The organism is Bacteroides finegoldii DSM 17565, from assembly GCF_000156195.1.
GTDB lineage: Bacteria > Bacteroidota > Bacteroidia > Bacteroidales > Bacteroidaceae > Bacteroides > Bacteroides finegoldii.
On the sequence record NZ_GG688318.1, the window covers coordinates 62,322 to 79,380 of the forward strand.

A 17,059-nucleotide genomic window follows, 5' to 3' on the forward strand; every position below is an offset into this window, starting at 1 on the left:
AAAACAATTTAGTTTACTTTGGTCCGGGTATATATAGGAGAAAAACCAAAGTAAACCGTTTTTTGAAAACAAGTGAAAAGAAATTGACATGACCATAGCAGAAGCAAAACAACTGTGTATCGTGGATTACCTTGCCAGTCTCGGCCACCACCCCCAGTACGTGAAATCGAACCAGTACTGGTACCTTTCCCCCCTGCGCGAAGAGCGTACCCCGTCGTTCAAGGTCAATGACCGGCTCAACGAATGGTACGACTTCGGGGCGGCAACGGGCGGTGACATGGTGGAACTCGGGAAACACCTCTACCGGACAGAGAACGTGAGCGAGGTACTGGCGCATATAGAACGGTACGTGAACACCACGGCCATTCCGGGCATACGGGGTACGGTCGTGGCTCCCCGAGCCGTCGAAACCAAAATGCAGCACATCACCGTCGTGCCGTTGCGGCACCACGCGCTGCTTTCGTACCTCCATTCCCGCCGTATCGACGGGGAAATAGGCCGGATGTTCTGCAAAGAGGTACATTACGAACTGCGGAAACGGCGCTATTTCGCCCTCGCTTTCGGCAACGTGGCCGGCGGGTATGAGGTACGGAACCCTTATTATAAAGGCTGCATCCAGGGCAAGGACATATCCCTCGTAAAGCATTCGCGTGATGGGACACAGGACCGGATCTGCGTTTTCGAGGGCTTCATGGACTTCCTTTCTTATCTGACACTGAAACAGACGGGAAATGAGGAAGTCTGCATCAATGCGCCCTGCGACTACCTCGTAATGAACTCCGTGAACAACCTGAAGAAGGCGCTGGTCCGCCTGCAGGCATACCCGATTATCCATTGTTATCTCGACAATGACCTCGCCGGGCAAAAAACCACCGAGACCATTGCCGGCATGTATGGCTTGCGGGTACATGATGAAGCACACCGCTACACGGAATACAAGGACCTGAACGATTACCTGCGCGGAAAGAAACGGTAAGCCCATATTGTTTACCGTCCTCCCCCAAAGGAGGTGTGTCGTAATGCACGATGCACCTTCTTTTTTATTCATTACTATACCACTCGGTTCATTTTCTTTAAGCTGCGATATTTTGAGGATTTCTTTGATTTATGTGTTCGCAACATCTAAATATAGCAACTGTAAGCTCATAAAACCGTCTAATCAGCCAATCCATACCTTCTTTAGCCATTTTTGCACACATCTTTTTTATATTGAAGGCAACGGCAAAGAAGGCAAAGTCCATGAAGACCTTATCCTTTCCAAAATGGCGGAAACGTTTGTAGTTCATATTGTATTTCATCTGTCCGAACACGGCTTCCGGCTCTATACATCTCTGTCCTCTGTGTTTCAGCCCTTCCTCGGAGCAGAGCAGCTCTTTGGCATTCTGCCTATATTTTCTGAGCCTGTGATTCAGTTCTATCGTCCTATTTCCTTTTGCTTTAAAACATCGGCATCTTAGCGGACAACCTTCACATCTGACGGCTCTGTATCTGGCATTTTCGCTGATATATCCGGATGCGGTTTTCACGTGTCCGGTCCCTATTCTTTGCATCTTTTGTCCTATGGGGCAAATGCAAAAGTCATGTTCTTCATTGTAGTAGAAGTTTTCCGCCTTGAACGGGGCCGGTTTGAACCTCGGCCGCTGCTCCATGTGAAAGTAGTTGTACTTGACGTAGGCTTCCATACCGTTTTCTGACATGAAGCGGTAATTCTCCTCAGAACCGTAGCCGGAATCGGCCACCACCGTATGGGCCAACCTGTCATATCTGCTTGAGAAGGATTGCAGGAAAGGTATCAGGGTCAGTGTATCCGTAGGGTTCGGGAAGAGTGCAAAATCGGTAATGAACTGGTTCTCGGTGCCGATCTGGAGGTTGTAACCGGGCTTTGTCTGGCCGTTACGCATGGCATCCTCCTTCATTCTCATAAAAGTAGCGTCGTTGTCCGTTTTGGAATAGGAGTTCCTGTCCTGCAGCGTGTCCAGACGGTTGTCGTATTCCTGTAGCTTGTCCCTGTGCTCTTCCAGCTCCTTCAGCTGTTTGCGTTTCTTTTTCAACGCAGTCTTTTCCTCTTTCGTGGAGGGTTCAGGAACCTGTTCAAGTGCTTGACGCAATTCTCCCGCCATTTCAGTCAGCATGGCCGGAGTGAATTCTATTTTCTCATTGCTTTCCGATGAGTTCTCCTGGGCGATGACATCGTCTATCTGTTCCAACAGGACATGTATCTTCTTCATCAGACGTTCACGGTTCCGCTCAACCGTTTTTCGCCAGACGAAAGTATACTTGTTGGCTTTGGATTCAATCTTTGTCCCGTCAATGTATTCCACATTTAGATTGATGAAGCCTTTGGAAGAGAGAAGGAGTACGGTTTGGGTAAACACCTCGTTGATTTCCTTCTTCACCCGGTTGCGGAAACGGTTGATGGTGATGAAATCCGGTTGCTCATATCCGGCAAGCCAGATATAATGGATGTCACGGTGAAGGAGCTTTTCGATTTTCCGGCAGGAGTAGATGTTGTTCATATAGGCATACAGAATGACCTTGAGCATCATTCTGGGATGGTAAGCGCTGCGGCCGCATTCCTTATACAACTTTCTGAAACTTTCAAGATTCAGGCTCTCAACCAGAGCGTTAACCATGCGCACCGGATCGTTCTCTGCAATATCCTCGTCAATTCTTTGAGGAAAAAGCACTGTTTGGTTGGGATTGTAAGGACGAAAATGTATCTTTGCCATAGTATAAATTGTATGCTTAAAGATACAAATTCTTTAGGTAATAACAAAGCCCTAGCTTGTGAAAGTCGGGGCTTTGTGCATAAAAAAGGAGATGTGCATTTTGACACACCTCCTTTTTTGTTTCCACCCCTCCGTAACGAGCCAGGAAAACCCATCAAAGTATGATATTAAAGTATGATATTGACGTTTTTGATAAATATTGTACTTAAAACAGCGATTTGAATGCTATTATTATCCACATTTCAGATATAATACATTTCTTTGCGGTCATATTTAATCATAGTTTATATCATACTTAAAAAGATGAGTTCATACTTTACATTCGCCATTACCCTGACGGTAGCATATATCATCTACTATGCCGTCAACATCGTCCGTGACCTCTATGGAAAGAAAGGAGACGGGAAAACGGAGGAAGAGACTTTCGACCTCGGTCCCGTGGACACCACGGAAGAGAGCATCGACGTCTCGGAGAACGAGACCGGGTTCAGTGTCGGGGGTGAGAAATACGACACGGATACCGAGACTGCAGCCGCACCGGAGACGAGTGACGGCGACAAGGAAGAGGAAGAAGCCGCCCAGACGCGGTTCGAGCGGCTGAAAGCCAAGGCGGAGGCTCGGATGGAAGCCGGCCCCCCTTACCTGTCCGACGCTTTTGCCGCAGAGGACCTGTACAAGGCGATGATTTCCAAAGGCCGCCTGGAAAACCGTCCTGAATTGGAATGGAAGCCTGTTAAAGACAAGTTGTAAGATGCCGAGAACGAAATATATACTGTGTGCGCTATGTTCCATCCTCTCTTGCCCGGCATTCGCCAAAAGCGGCAGCGTGAATTACAGTTGGGGTGCGGACGCGCTGGCCTCGATGCACGATTTCGTGGTAACGATGATGCTGTACGTGCTTTACTTCTGTTACGCCGTCGCCACGATTCTGGCCATCGTGTCCGCGCTCCAGATCTACATCAAGATGAATACGGGAGAAGACGGCATCACCAAGTCCATCGTGGCCCTTTTCGGCGCGTGCCTCTTCATTATCGGCGCGTCAATCGTATTCCCCGCCTTTTTCGGCTACCGCGTATAAGACCGGGATATGAAGCCGTGCCGCCGTAGTCCGGGAACCGGAAGAACAATAAAAATATTCACTCAAAAATGTTATAAAGCATGTTTCAAAAAGCAAAAAGACTGATGAAGAAAATGACGTCTGCGAAGAAGATGCAGATGTTCATGCTGGTGCTGCTGTGCGGCACGACCGCCGCCATGGCACAGAACTCCGCAGGCGATTACTCCGCCGGTACAACCGCCCTGGCGACGGTAACGGAAGAAATCGCCAAGTATGTTCCCTTTGTGGTGAAACTTTGTTACGCCATCGCCGGTGTGGTAGCTATCGTGGGCGCCATCTCGGTTTACATCGCGATGAACAACGAGGAGCAGGACGTGAAGAAGAAAATCATGATGGTAGTGGGCGCGTGTATCTTCCTGATCGCCGCAGCCCAGGCCCTGCCGATGTTCTTCGGTGTCAACGCGTAAACCTTCCTGCCGATGAAAGCCAACGACGAGCGTTACCCGGACTACCCGCTGTTCAAGGGGCTGCAACGTCCCCTTGAGCTGATGGGGCTTCAAGGCCGCTACATCTACTGGGCAGCCGGTGCAGCCGGTGGAGCCATTGCCGGTTTCATCATCGCGTACTGTCTGGCCGGTTTCGTTGCCGGCCTGGTCGTTCTGGTCGCGGTCTTATCGACGGGTATCGCGCTCATCATGCTCAAGCAACGGAAAGGGCTGCATACCAAGAAAGACCGGCGCGGCGTGTATGTCTATGCCCGCTCGAAGAAGCTATGACAAGCGAAAGAAAACCACCACGTGCAACGTGTGGTCCTATTGAATGTTGAACGCGGGCAGGTCCGCCTGAAGTTCAGGTGGATCTGCCTTTTTCATGTATTTTGAAATGACCCTGTACATCATACTAATCTTTATAGCCCTGTGCGTCGGCATGGCGGTATCGGTCTATGCCTTCGGCACGGGCGGCAAGCGCAAACGTATCTTCCAGGACATCTATTTCTCCATGGAAGAGACGAAGGGCATGGGCGTGCTGTACACCAAGAACGGGGAATATTCCGCCATCCTGAAAATCGAGAATCCCGTGCAGAAATACTGCGCGGACATCGACAGCTACTACGAGTACACGCACCTTTTTACCGCCCTCGCGCAGACTCTGGGCGAAGGCTACGCCATCCACAAGCAGGACATCTTCACGCGCAAACAGTTCGAGAGCGGGACGGGCGACAAGCACGAATTTCTCTCGTCCGCTTATTTCCGCTATTTCAAGGGGCGTAATTACACGGACAGCGTGTGTTACCTGACCATCACCCAAGAGGCGAGGAAAAGCCGGCTGTTCTCCTATGACGGCAAGCAATGGCGCGACTTCCTCGTGAAGGTACGCAAGGTACACGACCAGTTACGGGACGGCGGCGTGCAGGTGAAGTTCCTGAACAAGGCGGAGGCGAGCGAGTACGTGGACCGCTATTTCGCCATGAATTTCAAAGACCGCATCGTGTCGATGACCAACTTCAAGGCGGACGATGAAACCGTCTCGATGGGTGACAAACGCTGCAAGATATACAGTATCGTGGACGTGGACTACGCCGCGCTGCCCTCGCTGATACGCCCATATACCAACATCGAGGTCAACAACACGGAAATGCCGGTCGATATCGTGTCGGTCATCGACAACATTCCGAACGCGGAGACGGTGGTCTATAACCAGATCATCTTCCTGCCCAACCAGAAGCGGGAGTTGGCCCTGCTGGACAAAAAGAAAAACCGGCACGCGAGCATCCCCAACCCGGGCAACCAGATGGCCGTCGAGGACATCAAACGGGTGCAGGAAGTCATTGCCCGCGAAAGCCGCCAGCTCGTGTACACCCACTTCAACCTGGTCGTCGCCGTGCCCGCCGGTACCGACCTGCAAAAATGCACGAACCATCTGGAAAACTCTTTCGGGCGCATGGGCATCCATATCAGCAAGCACGCCTATAACCAACTGGAACTGTTCGTGAGTTCGTTCCCGGGCAACTGCTACAGCATGAACGAGGAGTACGACCGCTTCCTGACACTTGCCGACGCGGCCATGTGCCTGACATACAAGGAGCGCATACAACACAGCGAGGAGACCCCGCTGAAAATCTACTATACCGACCGCCAGGGCGTGCCTGTGGCTATCGACATCACGGGAAAAGAGGGAAAGAACAAGCTGACTGACAACAGTAATTTTTTCTGTTTAGGGCCTTCGGGCAGCGGCAAGAGTTTTCATATGAACTCGGTCGTGCGCCAGTTGTACGAGCAGGGCACGGACGTGGTGATGGTCGATACGGGTAACAGTTACGAGGGGCTTTGCGAGTACCTGGGCGGCAAATATATCAGCTATACCGAAGAGAAGCCTATCACGATGAACCCTTTCCGCATCAATCGCGCGGAGCTGAACGTGGAGAAAACCGGTTTCCTCAAGAACCTCGTGCTGCTGATATGGAAAGGCTCGCAGGGTACGGTCACGAAGACAGAGGACCGGCTGATAGAGCAGGTCATCACGGAGTATTACGACACCTACTTCAACGGTTTCGACGGCTTCACGCCCATGCAGCGCGAGGACTTGCGCAAGAGCCTCGTTATCGACGACCGCAACCGCAGCGGGAGGCAGGAGGAAAACGAGGCGCAGCGTGCCGGTCGTATCGAACGCATGATCGACGAAATGGAACACCGCCGTAAGGAGCTGAAAGTGGACGGGCTGTCGTTCAACTCGTTCTATGAGTTTTCCGTGCAGCGCATTCCCGACATCTGTGACGAGAACCGCATAACGGGCATCGACATCTCGACGTACCGCTACATGATGAAGGACTTCTACCGGGGCGGCAACCATGACAAGACACTGAACGAGAACATGGACAGTTCGCTGTTCGACGAGACGTTCATCGTCTTCGAAATCGACAGTATCAAGGACGACCCTCTTCTTTTCCCTCTTGTCACGCTGATTATCATGGACGTGTTCCTGCAGAAGATGCGTATCAAGAAGAACCGGAAGGTACTGGTCATCGAGGAAGCGTGGAAGGCCATTGCCAGCCCGCTCATGGCCGAGTACATCAAGTTCATGTGTGCGCCCGTAAAGGTTGCATCGTAAATATCTCTTTGGCAAGAGATTAGGAAAGTGTTCTTTGAAAATGACCTATCATCAGCCGACTTATCTGTTTCGGGAAAACTTAACCGAGCAGGGAGTGTAGCATGTCGGAAAAGTCATAAGTCAGTTAGTTACCAAACTGCGACTGAATGGCGAGATGAAAAGATAGATATGAGGATAAAGTCCGAATTGATTGAACGATAGTCCGAATGGTCCCCCTTGAGGCTATGGCGTAAGGTAACTATCAATCGCCATATCGTGATACTACTTCAGTGTATAGGAATGAAGGTAGCAAGAACTTATCACGACACAACCGCAGTAAGCGAGTAAAGGACGGAAGTCGTATCCGACAATCTATCATGCCAACAGTTACGATGTAATAAACGGGGATTACCTATCCCGAAGTGCCGAAAGGCTATTAGGTTCGACCTATGAAAATTCGGAGTGGTAACGGAGCTTCCATAGTAGTTTGAGCAAGGTAACGCCTTGTACATGGCGAAGGGAAGCAGCTAATTATTAATACAATTAACGGAAAATGTGAGAGACATTATGAGAAGTCCAGAAAGAGTATTAAACAGTCTATCAGAACACAGTAAGGATGCAAGCTATAAGTTTGAACGTCTTTACAGAATTTTGTTCAATGAGGAAATGTTCTACGTTGCCTATCAGCGTATCTACGCTAAAGAGGGTAACATGACTAAAGGTTCAGACGGTCAGACCATTGACAACATGAGCCTGAAACGAATTGAAAAGTTGATTGATACGTTAAAAGATGAAACGTACCAGCCCCAACCGTCAAAGAGGGTGTACATACCGAAGAAAAACGGTAAGAAAAGACCTCTTGGCGTGCCGACTTTCAATGACAAGTTGATACAAGAAGTAGTAAGAATGGTACTGGAAGCCATATACGAGGGAAATTTTGAATACACCTCGCATGGTTTCCGTCCCAATCGAAGCTGCCATACTGCATTAACTCATATCCAAAAGGAGTTTAATGGTGCAAAATGGTTTGTGGAGGGAGACATAAAAGGCTTCTTTGATAATATAAACCATGATGTATTGATAAACATTCTCTTGGAGCGTATTGCGGATGAACGCTTCATCCGATTGATACGCAAGTTTATGAAAGCGGGATATATCGAAGACTGGCAATTCCACAATACTTACAGTGGCACACCGCAAGGGGGTATCATCAGCCCGATATTGGCTAATATATACCTTGACAAGCTGGATAAGTATATAAAGGAATACACAGCCAAATTCGACAAAGGGAAGAAACGAAAATTCAGTAGAGAAAGTATGGACTTTGGCAATGCAAGAAAACGTATTGTGCGAAGATTGAAGTTCGTAAAAGACGAAAGGCAAAGGACAAAGCTAATCCTTGAACTGAAAGCAATAGAACAAGGACGGGCTAAATATCCCAACGGCGAAGAAATGGATGCCGATTACAGAAGAATGAAATATGCAAGATATGCAGATGATTTTCTTGTGGGAATTATCGGAAGCAAGCAGGATGCGCAACAGATAAAAGAAGATATTAAAAACTTCCTTGCTGACAGACTGGCATTGGAGCTGTCCGATGAAAAGACACTTGTCACTCACACGGAAAGACCGGCCAAGTTTCTCGGATATGAAATCACTGTAAGAAAGTCCAATGACCAAAGACGGGATAAACGGGGTAGATTGAGAAGAACCTATGGTAAAAGGGTCTGCTTGAATGTCAGTACGGAAACAGTCCGTAAAAAACTTTTCGATTGGGGAGTATTGGAACTGACAAACCGTAACGGAAAGGAAATATGGAAACCGAAATGTAAATCGGGACTGATATTCAATGACGACCTTGAAATCCTTGATAGTTATAATCGGGAAATCGTGGGGTTCTATAATTACTACTCCATAGCCAACAACTGCGCCCATGCCTTGAATAATTTCAAGTACATCATGGAATACAGCATGTACAAAACGTTTGCAGGCAAATATAAGTGCCGAACACGTAAGGTAAACAAGAAATATCGTAAGAACGGTAGGTTTATCGTAACGCACATGACTAAAACTGGTGTAAAGGAAAGATACTTTTACGACGGTGGCTTCAAACGAAAGAAGCCCACCTATAAATCGGAATGTGACATTATGCCACGAACAATTTATACTGCGGGGCGGACAAGCCTTGTTGAAAGGCTGAAAGCCCGTGAGTGTGAATTATGTGGAGCGACAGACGACCTTGTTATGCACCATGTAAGGAAACTAAAGAACTTGCAGGGAAAGGAAAGCTGGGAACGACACATGATTGCCCGTAAACGCAAGACGATTGCCGTGTGCAGGAGTTGTCACAAGAAGATACATGACGGAAAGATAGACTGAAATTAGTGGAGAGCCGGATACGCTGAGAGGTGTAAGTCCGGTTCGGGGGCGAGCATTTGGAAACCTACCATAGAAATATGATAAGGCGCTGGGTGCTTAGCCTACACAAAACGGTCAGAAAGTTCCACGGCATAGCAGGTGTCGTTACCCAGGAGCTGAACGATGTGATAGATTCGCCCATCGTGAAGGAAGCCATCATCAACAACTCCGACGTGAAAATACTGCTCGACCAGACCAAGTTCAAGGACCGCTACGAGGACATTGCCGCCATCTTGGGACTGACCCCCATCCAGAGGCAGCAGATATTTACCATCAATGCCCTGAACAACCGGGAAGGACGCAGCTATTTCAAGGAAGTCTGGATATGCCGGGGACAATACTCGGATGTGTACGGTGTGGAGGAAGCACCGGAATGCTACTGGGCTTACACTACCGAACGTACGGAGAAGGAAGCCCTCAAACTCTATCTGGCCCACTACGGAACCATGCAGGAAGCCATCACGCACATAGAGGCAGACCGCAAACGGGACGGCGGGCATAAGTATCTGGAATTTGCCAGAAAAGTCAATCAACATCAAAAAGTCATGTCATTATGGTCAAGTTAAGATTCCTGTTGATGGCGGTACTGATGCTTGCCGCTTCAACGCAAATGTATGCCGGATGGCGCATCGTTGTGGACAAGAACTGCATCAAAATCGTGTCGTCCAACCTTGCCGCCCAGAAACTCATCGAGGAACAGCACAATGCCCGGCTGGACACTATCGCTGCCAAGCAGCAGAAGGTGGAACTCTATTCGGTCAGCATGGCCACGATGAAGGAACTCTACAAACTGTCAATGCAGAACATCTCCGGTTTCGGCACGGAGAGTCTGTACTACAAGGAAATCGGCAGTTGTGCCTTCGACATCATCCGGAATGTACCGGAACTGATAAAGACGGTCAGCAAGGCGAAGTTCACCAACCAGCTCTACTGTCTGACGGAATTGGGAGGGCTGGTGATGGAAACACAGCAGCTGGTGGGCAACTTCGTAAACATCGTGAACAATGCGAGGATTCCCAATCCGCTCAAGGGAGAAGGCACTGCCGAGAAGAAGAGCGACGGCTACAACATGCTCGACCGCTACGAACGGATGTCGCTGGCCAACTCCATCTACACCCACCTGAATGAGATCCGCTACAAGGTGGACGGCATGATGCTCATGGCACAGTATGCCACGCTGAATGACCTCTGCTTTGCCATCGACCCCGAGGGATGGGCCAACATTGTCACCATGAAAAACCATGTGGACGGACTGGTATCGGACTGGAACGGACTGGTGGCTGCTAACTAAAAGATGAAAAAGCTATGGAACACTGGAAAAAGAAATTGGGCGCAGTCTGTTTGATGCTATTTCTTCTGGTGCCGGGTACGGCCACCGCTGTGGTCATACCCAAGGACCTGCCGACCATTGAAGCGCTGATAGCCCTGCACAAGTGCATCAAGAAGGACGAGGACCAGGCACTGGGCAGAGTGGCCACCAGTTTCGGGGAACAGTCGCTGGTGACGAAAGGCGCCAACAAGTTCAACGAGGTGCGGACCACGCTGAACACCAAGATGAGCAATGCCCATTCCTACCTGGTGCTGGCCGGAGCCATTTCCTCCACCGCCAATTCGCTCTACATGCTGGTCAAGGAGTACAAGGACTTTACCTCCAACACCTTCAAGCATGTCAAGAAGAAGCCCTTTGTGGGATGGTATTATGCCGATGCCAACGTGGCGATAGCCCGGGAAGTGAAGCACTGCTACAAGCTCTACGCTTCCGTGGCCGCTTCGGGCATCAACCTGATGAAGGCTTCCATGGACGAGAAGCTGAACCTGGTGATGACGCTCAAAGCCACCATCGACAAGGCCCGCTACATCGTGGACAATGCGAACCTCTACTGCTTTCTCATCACCGACTGCGGCTGGAAGCCCGACTACATCTGGGAAATACTCAACTCCAACGTGAAGGACGAGATAGCAAATCGTGTCATCAATCAATGGAACAAAGGATATGCGGTATAGAATTTTATTACTCTGCTTGCTGGGCATGACGGTGGCTTCCGGTCTGCATGCCCAGCGTCCGACCAAGGACAAGGAAAAGGCCCGGCAGTGGCAGTCCATGGAGAACGGTCCCTGGGACTTCGCACCGGACTGGTACTACTTCCTGCTGCACAAGAAATACTCGGGTGCAGAAATGTACTGGAAGTGGGCAGGATTCCAATCCGGATTCCGGGTGCGCTTCAAGGAGCATAAGTCCAACGTGAAACGCATCATGCCCACCCGGGTAACGGCGGAAGAGACCCAGCGGCAGAAAATCAAGAAGGTGGAGGAAGAGCGCAAGAAGATGGAGGAACTCTATCAGGAGGAACTGCTCCGCGAGGCAGACCGCAACGTGGATCTGATGTTTCCTTCCTACAAGGACGAGTTCAACCGGATGCAGGACTGTATCACCGACGGACTGCTCTACTGCATGCAGCAAAGCAAGGGCAAGCTCCAGTACCAGGTGGACGAATTGAGCCGTCAGAATGAAATCCTCTGTGCCGACATCGCCTACATCCACAAGATGGGAGTCGGTTACGGACTGGAGAATGCCAAACGGCAGAAGGCTTACGAGGAAGCCCGGCAGAAGATGGAGGAACTGGTCAAACGGACCGCCAACCTCTGTGCGGTGGCTTCCACACATTATTGATAAATGATTACATAATGAATAGTATTAAAGAAGTAATAACAAAGATAAATGTAACAGATTATGAATCTACTGTTAGTACCATTAACCATCGGATTGCCTGCCATTGACGAGAGTCTGGACAAGCTGCTGGTCGCCATGGAAACCTTTCCCAATGTGGCGGTGCTGGGTGATGCCATCGGACTGGCACGCATCCTCGGCCTGTTGCTGGCGCTCTGTGTAGGCTCCTACGAATGCTGGATGATGATGCTCGGACGGCGCGGTATGGACGTGATGAAACTCCTGCGCATCATCGGCATTTCCATCTGTATCTCTTCTTCCTCGTGGATCTGTCAGGCCCTGCAGGTTCCCCGGCAAAGGACTGGAAACCGCTACCAAGGCCATGGCAAAAGCCAAGAACAAGGAGGTGGCCGCTTTCGAACTGAAGGTGGCACAGAAACAGAGTGAATACCTCGACCACTTGCGGGAGGTACAGGACTCCATTTCCACCGCCCAGCAGGTAGCCGCCATCGGACAGGATGCTGCCTGGTGGGACAAGCTCATCTACAACGTGGAGAATCTGGGCAACACCATCAACAACTATGCGCAGCGGGCAGCGGTGGCGGCTGAAACCAAGATGAGCGAATGGATCAACGATGTCATCCGTTTTGTGGGGGAACTGATATTCCAGATGTCCTACTACGGCATTCTGGTGGCGCAGCGCATCTTTATGGCCATCCTGATGATTTTCTGTCCCATCATGTTCGCCCTGTCCCTGGCACCGCCCTGGAATTCGGCCTGGAGCCAGTGGATGTCGAAGTTCCTTTCCCTCTCGTTGTGGGGCTTCGTCACCTATATGTGCATCTACTACATCGACTTCATTCTGCTCTATAACCTGCAGCAGGACCTCATAGCTTACAACCACCTGCTTCACGGTTCGGTAAACTCCTGGGAACAGATTGGTGCACTGGGACTGCAGGGTATCGGTTCCAACTGTATGTATGCCATGGGGATGCTGGTGGGTGCCTATATCATCCGCTTTGTGCCCGAAGTGGCTTCCTGGCTGATTCCGGGCGGTGTCAGCTCCGGTGCAGGTTCAGCAGCCGGCAGTACCGTGATGGGCATGACAGCGATGGCAGGAGGTATGGCAGGAAGTGTGGTCGGCTCTGCAGCCAGCGGTGCCGCTTCTCTGGTCAGACCGGGCAAATCCAAGAACAGCAACAACAAGAAGTAATCACTCAAACCATTCCCTATGCTTATAGAATCCTTAGCACAGAAAACGAAACTCGCCCTGATGACGGTGCTGGCCACGATAGGTGGCTGCACCCTCATCTGCGGGTTCACCGTCTGGTGCTGCATCTCGCTCGTGACGAAAGAACGGGAGCAGATTTACATACTGGACGGTGACATTCCCTTCCTGGCACAGCGTGCCCAGCTGGAAGCGAACTTCACGATGGAAGCCAAGGCACATATCCAGCTCTTCCATCAGTATTTCTTCAACCTGCCTCCCGATAACGACTACATCAAGTGGACGGTCGGCAAGGCAATGTACATGGCAGACGGTACGGCCCTCAAACAGAAGCAGGCATTGGATGAGAACGGATTCTACTCCGACATCATCTCCTCTTCAGCGGTGTGTACCATCATGTGTGACTCCATTCAGTTCGACGAACATGAACGGAAATTCACCTACTACGGAACGCAGCTCATCAAGCGCCGTACTCGGGACCTGAAACGCTCCATGGTCACTACAGGCTACATCGAATCAGTCCCCCGTACCCGGAACAATCCGCACGGATTGATGATTACGAACTGGAGGACACTGGAGAACAAGGACCTCGATTACTGAAAAATAACCGGATAATAAATTCAAAATCATTGCATACATGAAATCATTCAGAAAGACACTTCAGGAAAGCAGGCTCAAGACGCATCACTTGATACGCTCCTGGCTGCAACCCAAGCTGGGAGCCGTCGGCACCAGATACCGCCTGGCAGGACGCATCCGTCTGGCCAACATCTGGGCAAGGAAACATCCCAGACGCACCTTTGCCTATGTCACCGGTTCGCTGTTTTTCTTGCTGGCAAGTACTGTGGCAATCGACAGCATGACCTTGTCAGACAAGCGTGAGCCGGATGTCAGCAGCATTGCCCAGTTGGAACCCGTGTTTGCCGGATTCCGTACCATTCAGGCAAACAAGAGCATACATCGTTCCACGCTGACGGAGTTGACCCAAGAGGGACAACAGCTGCGGGAGGAACTGGACTCGCTCATTGCGATACCGCGTAAAAGCCATCAGGATTCCATCGATATCGTACAAAGTTACAACCGGCTGGAATCCATTGTCAAATCACTTCAAAACAATGACCATCCATGATCAGAAAAATCAATTTCAAACAGCCCAAGTACATCTTCCCGTTGGTGGTGTTCATTCCCCTGTGTGCCCTGGTGTACTTTGTGATGCAGACGTTCGGGGGCGGCGAAGATGCCCAGCAGACGATTGCCACCGACCGCATCAATACGGAACTGCCGCAAGCCAATGCGGAGGAAGCCGGAGATAAAATGTATGAGATGTCGCGCCGATTTGGGGACGAAGATGCCTTCACCGCTATCGGTGCCATCGGTGAAGAACAGAAGAAAGCCGAAGAACTGGAGCACGGCTACAGCGAAGACGAACTCAACAAGCTGGATGCAGCGGAAGCGGAACGGCTTCGTCAACAACGGGAAATGGAGGAACTGGAAAGGTCGTTGGCCGAATCCAGAAGACACATCAACTCCTTTGCCTACGGGGATAATGCTCCTTCAGGAAATAGGTCAAACAATGGAAGCAGAACCGCTTCATCAGCACCTACCGATGGCTATACTTCACAAGATGACTTCGCTCGTGACCTGGAGGAAATCCAACGCAGAAGTTACGAACGGCAGAAGGCCATTGAAAGCGGATTGGGTATCGGGCGCTTTGACCGGGATGAACTGGCTCAGAAACAAAGAGCAGACTCCATTGCCAAGGTCCGTCAGGCTGAAAAAGAACGCAACCGCCCCAAACTTGTCATTAAGTCCGGTGATACCAATGCGGAGAAGTTTCATACGGTAACTTCCCCCGATGATGTAGCTGAAGCCAAACTCATTCGGGCGATGATTGACCAGACCACTAAAGCCAAGGAAGGGACCAGACTTCGTTTCAAATTGCTGGATGACATTACCGTCAGCAACACCAAGTTGAAGAAAGGCACCTACCTCTATGGAACAGTGACTGGCTTTGGACAGCAGCGTGTGAAGGCCACCATTACCAGCATTCTGGTCGGTGACAAGTTCATCAACGTGAAGCTTTCGGTGTTCGATAATGACGGCATGGAAGGGTTCTATGTACCGGAAAGTTCTTTCCGTGAGTTCGTGAAGGATGCCAGCTCCAGTGCCGTGCAGCAAAACATAAACTTCCAATCGGAAGATGGCTACGGTTCCGGCATCTCAGGTGAAGCTCTGGCACTGCAAGCCTTGCAAAACGTCTATAACTCAGCTTCTTCGGCCATTTCGTCCAACATCCGCAAGAACAAGGCAAAAATCAAGTACAACACGATTGTGTATCTGATTAACTCGGAGGAAGCAAGGTAAAAGGTCTAGAATGAAAATAGGTAAACTATCTTACTAATCACAGAGTAAGTAAGGTTACAAGTAATAGAGTAAGCAAGTTTACAAGTAACGCAATCAGCAAATAATCAAATCAGTAAATCATAAAAATTACCTAATATGAAAGCGAAATTATTTTTACTCTTCTTCGGTCTTCTCGGTATTGTCGTACAGGCTGCAGCCAAGGAAAAGATCTACGTGAACAGTGAGGTAACTACCCACATCGTCATGCCCGAAAACATCAAGTTGGTGGACATCTCTACCACCAAGATTATGGGCAACCAGTGCGCCGACAATATGGTGCGCATCAAGCCCTATCTGGAGCCAGACTCCATCAAAACTTCCTTTGACGAGAATGAGTTGCTGGGCACCATCACCCTGATTGGAGAGCGCCATATCGCTCAGTATGATGTGGTTTATACCCATTATCCCAGCATGGCAGCCTCCATCTTTGAAGTGGCCTACAGCGATACCCAGTCCTATATCAACCCCGAGGTGTCGATGCCCAAGGCCGAAATGGTACGCTATGCGTGGGCGGTGTATGGCAGCAAACGCAAGTACAACCAGGTGGTATCTAACGCCCATGGCATGAAGGCCATAGTCAATAACATCTATACCATCGGCGACTACTTCTTTATTGATTATTCGTTACAAAACAAGACGAAGATTGCCTACGACATTGAGGAACTTCGCGTGAAGCTGACGGACAAGAAAGAAACCAAAGCTACCAACTCGCAGACCATAGAACTGACACCGGTTTATTCGTTGAATCCGGTCAAGAAGTTCAAGAAGAATTACCGCAATGTGCTGGTGATTGAGAAGCTGACCTTCCCGGATGAAAAGGTGCTCCGTCTGGAAATCTCAGAGAACCAAATCAGTGGCCGTGTCATTGCGCTCACCATTGAATACGAAGACATCCTCAATGCCGATGGCTTTGATTCGGACATTCTGAATAATTCCTCTTGTTATCCGTATTACTATATTTACCGCTAAGTTATGAAGAAAATCTTATTTGTTTTAGTATGTGCGTTTGCGGTGCTTTCGGCATCCGCACAGGACAAGAAACTCACGTTGAATGTCGGTTTCCTGTTTCCGAATACCTTGAATGCGATGATTGGTTACGAGTATCCGTTGAGCTATGGCAATGCCGTAGAAATCTATGGTGAAGTGGGGAATCATTGGCAGAAACCCACCTGTTGCCGATTTTGGAAGGGCTACTATTGGGATGGCGGATTGGTCTATAAGCAGCGACTGGTTCGTTACAAGAACGGCATGCTCCGCTTCCGATTGGGTCCTCAGTTCGGTGCCACCCAGAAGAAGTTCTTCCTCGGTGTGGAAGCCGGCTTTGAATACAGCTATGTCTTTCAGAACGGCTGGGAGTTTTCGCTGATCCAGAAGAACAACGTCAACTTCCTACATGGAGATACCTTCCGCAACGGTTTGCTCATTGGTATCAAGGTACCCATCTAATCATCATTTAACGTGTACTTCTA

General features: G+C 49.8%; 16 protein-coding genes and 2 pseudogenes. 17 read left to right on the plus strand and 1 reads right to left on the minus strand.

Annotation, left to right across the window (positions count from 1 at the left end):
* The first annotated feature begins 88 nt into the window (after positions 1 to 88).
* Complete coding sequence (locus BACFIN_RS0219385) at positions 89 to 976, plus strand: toprim domain-containing protein (protein ID WP_032839161.1); 888 nt, start codon at positions 89 to 91, stop codon at positions 974 to 976.
* A gap of 97 nt (positions 977 to 1,073) precedes the next feature.
* Here the strand turns inward: BACFIN_RS0219385 and BACFIN_RS0219390 are convergent, their stop codons facing one another.
* Positions 1,074 to 2,729, minus strand: a complete 1,656-nt coding sequence (locus BACFIN_RS0219390) for an IS1182 family transposase (RefSeq protein WP_032839162.1) — start codon at positions 2,727 to 2,729, stop codon at positions 1,074 to 1,076.
* 303 nt (positions 2,730 to 3,032) lie between these two features.
* On the opposite strand from BACFIN_RS0219390, the gene BACFIN_RS16970 reads away from it, so the two are divergent.
* From BACFIN_RS16970 to BACFIN_RS16905, 16 genes and pseudogenes are all read left to right on the plus strand, one after another.
* Positions 3,033 to 3,479 (plus strand): hypothetical protein, encoded by a 447-nt coding sequence (locus tag BACFIN_RS16970; RefSeq protein ID WP_007748849.1) that lies wholly within the window; start codon positions 3,033 to 3,035, stop codon positions 3,477 to 3,479.
* 1 nt (position 3,480) lies between these two features.
* Entirely contained in the window at positions 3,481 to 3,807 is a 327-nt protein-coding gene (locus BACFIN_RS16965) for a DUF4134 domain-containing protein (RefSeq protein ID WP_007748852.1), read from the plus strand.
* 80 nt (positions 3,808 to 3,887) lie between these two features.
* On the plus strand, positions 3,888 to 4,253 hold the full coding sequence (locus tag BACFIN_RS16960) for a DUF4134 domain-containing protein (RefSeq protein WP_007748853.1): 366 nt from the start codon (positions 3,888 to 3,890) through the stop codon (positions 4,251 to 4,253).
* 12 nt (positions 4,254 to 4,265) lie between these two features.
* Positions 4,266 to 4,562: a DUF4133 domain-containing protein gene (locus tag BACFIN_RS16955; RefSeq protein WP_007748855.1), complete on the plus strand. Its 297-nt coding sequence runs from the start codon at positions 4,266 to 4,268 to the stop codon at positions 4,560 to 4,562.
* Between the two features lie 106 nt (positions 4,563 to 4,668).
* Positions 4,669 to 6,867, plus strand: a pseudogene (locus BACFIN_RS0219400) (TraG/VirB4 family ATPase); the annotation flags it as partial.
* Between the two features lie 573 nt (positions 6,868 to 7,440).
* Positions 7,441 to 9,252, plus strand: coding sequence for a reverse transcriptase/maturase family protein (locus tag BACFIN_RS16950; protein ID WP_004318718.1), 1,812 nt, complete (start codon positions 7,441 to 7,443; stop codon positions 9,250 to 9,252).
* A 92-nt stretch (positions 9,253 to 9,344) separates the two neighbouring features.
* Positions 9,345 to 9,857, plus strand: coding sequence for a TraG/VirB4 family ATPase (locus tag BACFIN_RS16945; protein WP_262479220.1), 513 nt, complete (start codon positions 9,345 to 9,347; stop codon positions 9,855 to 9,857).
* Entirely contained in the window at positions 9,845 to 10,582 is a 738-nt protein-coding gene (locus BACFIN_RS16940) for a hypothetical protein (protein WP_007748866.1), read from the plus strand. Before BACFIN_RS16945 ends, BACFIN_RS16940 begins: the two co-directional genes overlap by 13 nt.
* A 14-nt stretch (positions 10,583 to 10,596) precedes the next feature.
* Positions 10,597 to 11,295 (plus strand): hypothetical protein, encoded by a 699-nt coding sequence (locus BACFIN_RS16935; protein WP_007748876.1) that lies wholly within the window; start codon positions 10,597 to 10,599, stop codon positions 11,293 to 11,295.
* A gap of 25 nt (positions 11,296 to 11,320) precedes the next feature.
* Positions 11,321 to 11,962 (plus strand): DUF5045 domain-containing protein, encoded by a 642-nt coding sequence (locus BACFIN_RS16930; protein WP_007748888.1) that lies wholly within the window; start codon positions 11,321 to 11,323, stop codon positions 11,960 to 11,962.
* Between the two features lie 60 nt (positions 11,963 to 12,022).
* Positions 12,023 to 13,172: pseudogene (locus tag BACFIN_RS20470) on the plus strand (hypothetical protein).
* Positions 13,173 to 13,190: 18 nt separating this feature from the next.
* Positions 13,191 to 13,787 carry a conjugative transposon protein TraK gene (traK, locus tag BACFIN_RS16925; protein ID WP_005938437.1) on the plus strand — a complete coding sequence of 199 codons (597 nt, stop codon included), beginning with the start codon at positions 13,191 to 13,193 and terminating at the stop codon, positions 13,785 to 13,787.
* A 37-nt stretch (positions 13,788 to 13,824) separates the two neighbouring features.
* Entirely contained in the window at positions 13,825 to 14,316 is a 492-nt protein-coding gene (locus tag BACFIN_RS16920) for a hypothetical protein (RefSeq protein ID WP_007748898.1), read from the plus strand.
* Positions 14,316 to 15,551: a conjugative transposon protein TraM gene (locus tag BACFIN_RS16915; RefSeq protein ID WP_032839216.1), complete on the plus strand. Its 1,236-nt coding sequence runs from the start codon at positions 14,316 to 14,318 to the stop codon at positions 15,549 to 15,551. Before BACFIN_RS16920 ends, BACFIN_RS16915 begins: the two co-directional genes overlap by 1 nt.
* Before the next feature lie 135 nt (positions 15,552 to 15,686).
* The gene (gene traN, locus BACFIN_RS16910) at positions 15,687 to 16,559 is read left to right on the plus strand and encodes a conjugative transposon protein TraN (RefSeq protein WP_007748916.1); all 873 of its coding nucleotides are present in this window, start codon (positions 15,687 to 15,689) and stop codon (positions 16,557 to 16,559) included.
* A gap of 3 nt (positions 16,560 to 16,562) precedes the next feature.
* Positions 16,563 to 17,036 (plus strand): hypothetical protein, encoded by a 474-nt coding sequence (locus BACFIN_RS16905; RefSeq protein WP_007748922.1) that lies wholly within the window; start codon positions 16,563 to 16,565, stop codon positions 17,034 to 17,036.
* Positions 17,037 to 17,059 lie beyond the last annotated feature (23 nt).

What these genes read in the sequence shown, in the direction of transcription:
- BACFIN_RS0219385 (WP_032839161.1), top strand. Translation starts at nt 89, where the DNA reads ATGACCATAGCAGAAGCAAAACAACTGTGTATCGTGGATTACCTTGCC.
- BACFIN_RS0219390 (WP_032839162.1), bottom strand. Translation starts at nt 2,729, where the DNA reads ATGGCAAAGATACATTTTCGTCCTTACAATCCCAACCAAACAGTGCTT.
- BACFIN_RS16970 (WP_007748849.1), top strand. Translation starts at nt 3,033, where the DNA reads ATGAGTTCATACTTTACATTCGCCATTACCCTGACGGTAGCATATATC.
- BACFIN_RS16965 (WP_007748852.1), top strand. Translation starts at nt 3,481, where the DNA reads ATGCCGAGAACGAAATATATACTGTGTGCGCTATGTTCCATCCTCTCT.
- BACFIN_RS16960 (WP_007748853.1), top strand. Translation starts at nt 3,888, where the DNA reads ATGTTTCAAAAAGCAAAAAGACTGATGAAGAAAATGACGTCTGCGAAG.
- BACFIN_RS16955 (WP_007748855.1), top strand. Translation starts at nt 4,266, where the DNA reads ATGAAAGCCAACGACGAGCGTTACCCGGACTACCCGCTGTTCAAGGGG.
- BACFIN_RS16950 (WP_004318718.1), top strand. Translation starts at nt 7,441, where the DNA reads ATGAGAAGTCCAGAAAGAGTATTAAACAGTCTATCAGAACACAGTAAG.
- BACFIN_RS16940 (WP_007748866.1), top strand. Translation starts at nt 9,845, where the DNA reads ATGGTCAAGTTAAGATTCCTGTTGATGGCGGTACTGATGCTTGCCGCT.
- BACFIN_RS16935 (WP_007748876.1), top strand. Translation starts at nt 10,597, where the DNA reads ATGGAACACTGGAAAAAGAAATTGGGCGCAGTCTGTTTGATGCTATTT.
- BACFIN_RS16930 (WP_007748888.1), top strand. Translation starts at nt 11,321, where the DNA reads ATGACGGTGGCTTCCGGTCTGCATGCCCAGCGTCCGACCAAGGACAAG.
- traK (WP_005938437.1), top strand. Translation starts at nt 13,191, where the DNA reads ATGCTTATAGAATCCTTAGCACAGAAAACGAAACTCGCCCTGATGACG.
- BACFIN_RS16920 (WP_007748898.1), top strand. Translation starts at nt 13,825, where the DNA reads ATGAAATCATTCAGAAAGACACTTCAGGAAAGCAGGCTCAAGACGCAT.
- traN (WP_007748916.1), top strand. Translation starts at nt 15,687, where the DNA reads ATGAAAGCGAAATTATTTTTACTCTTCTTCGGTCTTCTCGGTATTGTC.
- BACFIN_RS16905 (WP_007748922.1), top strand. Translation starts at nt 16,563, where the DNA reads ATGAAGAAAATCTTATTTGTTTTAGTATGTGCGTTTGCGGTGCTTTCG.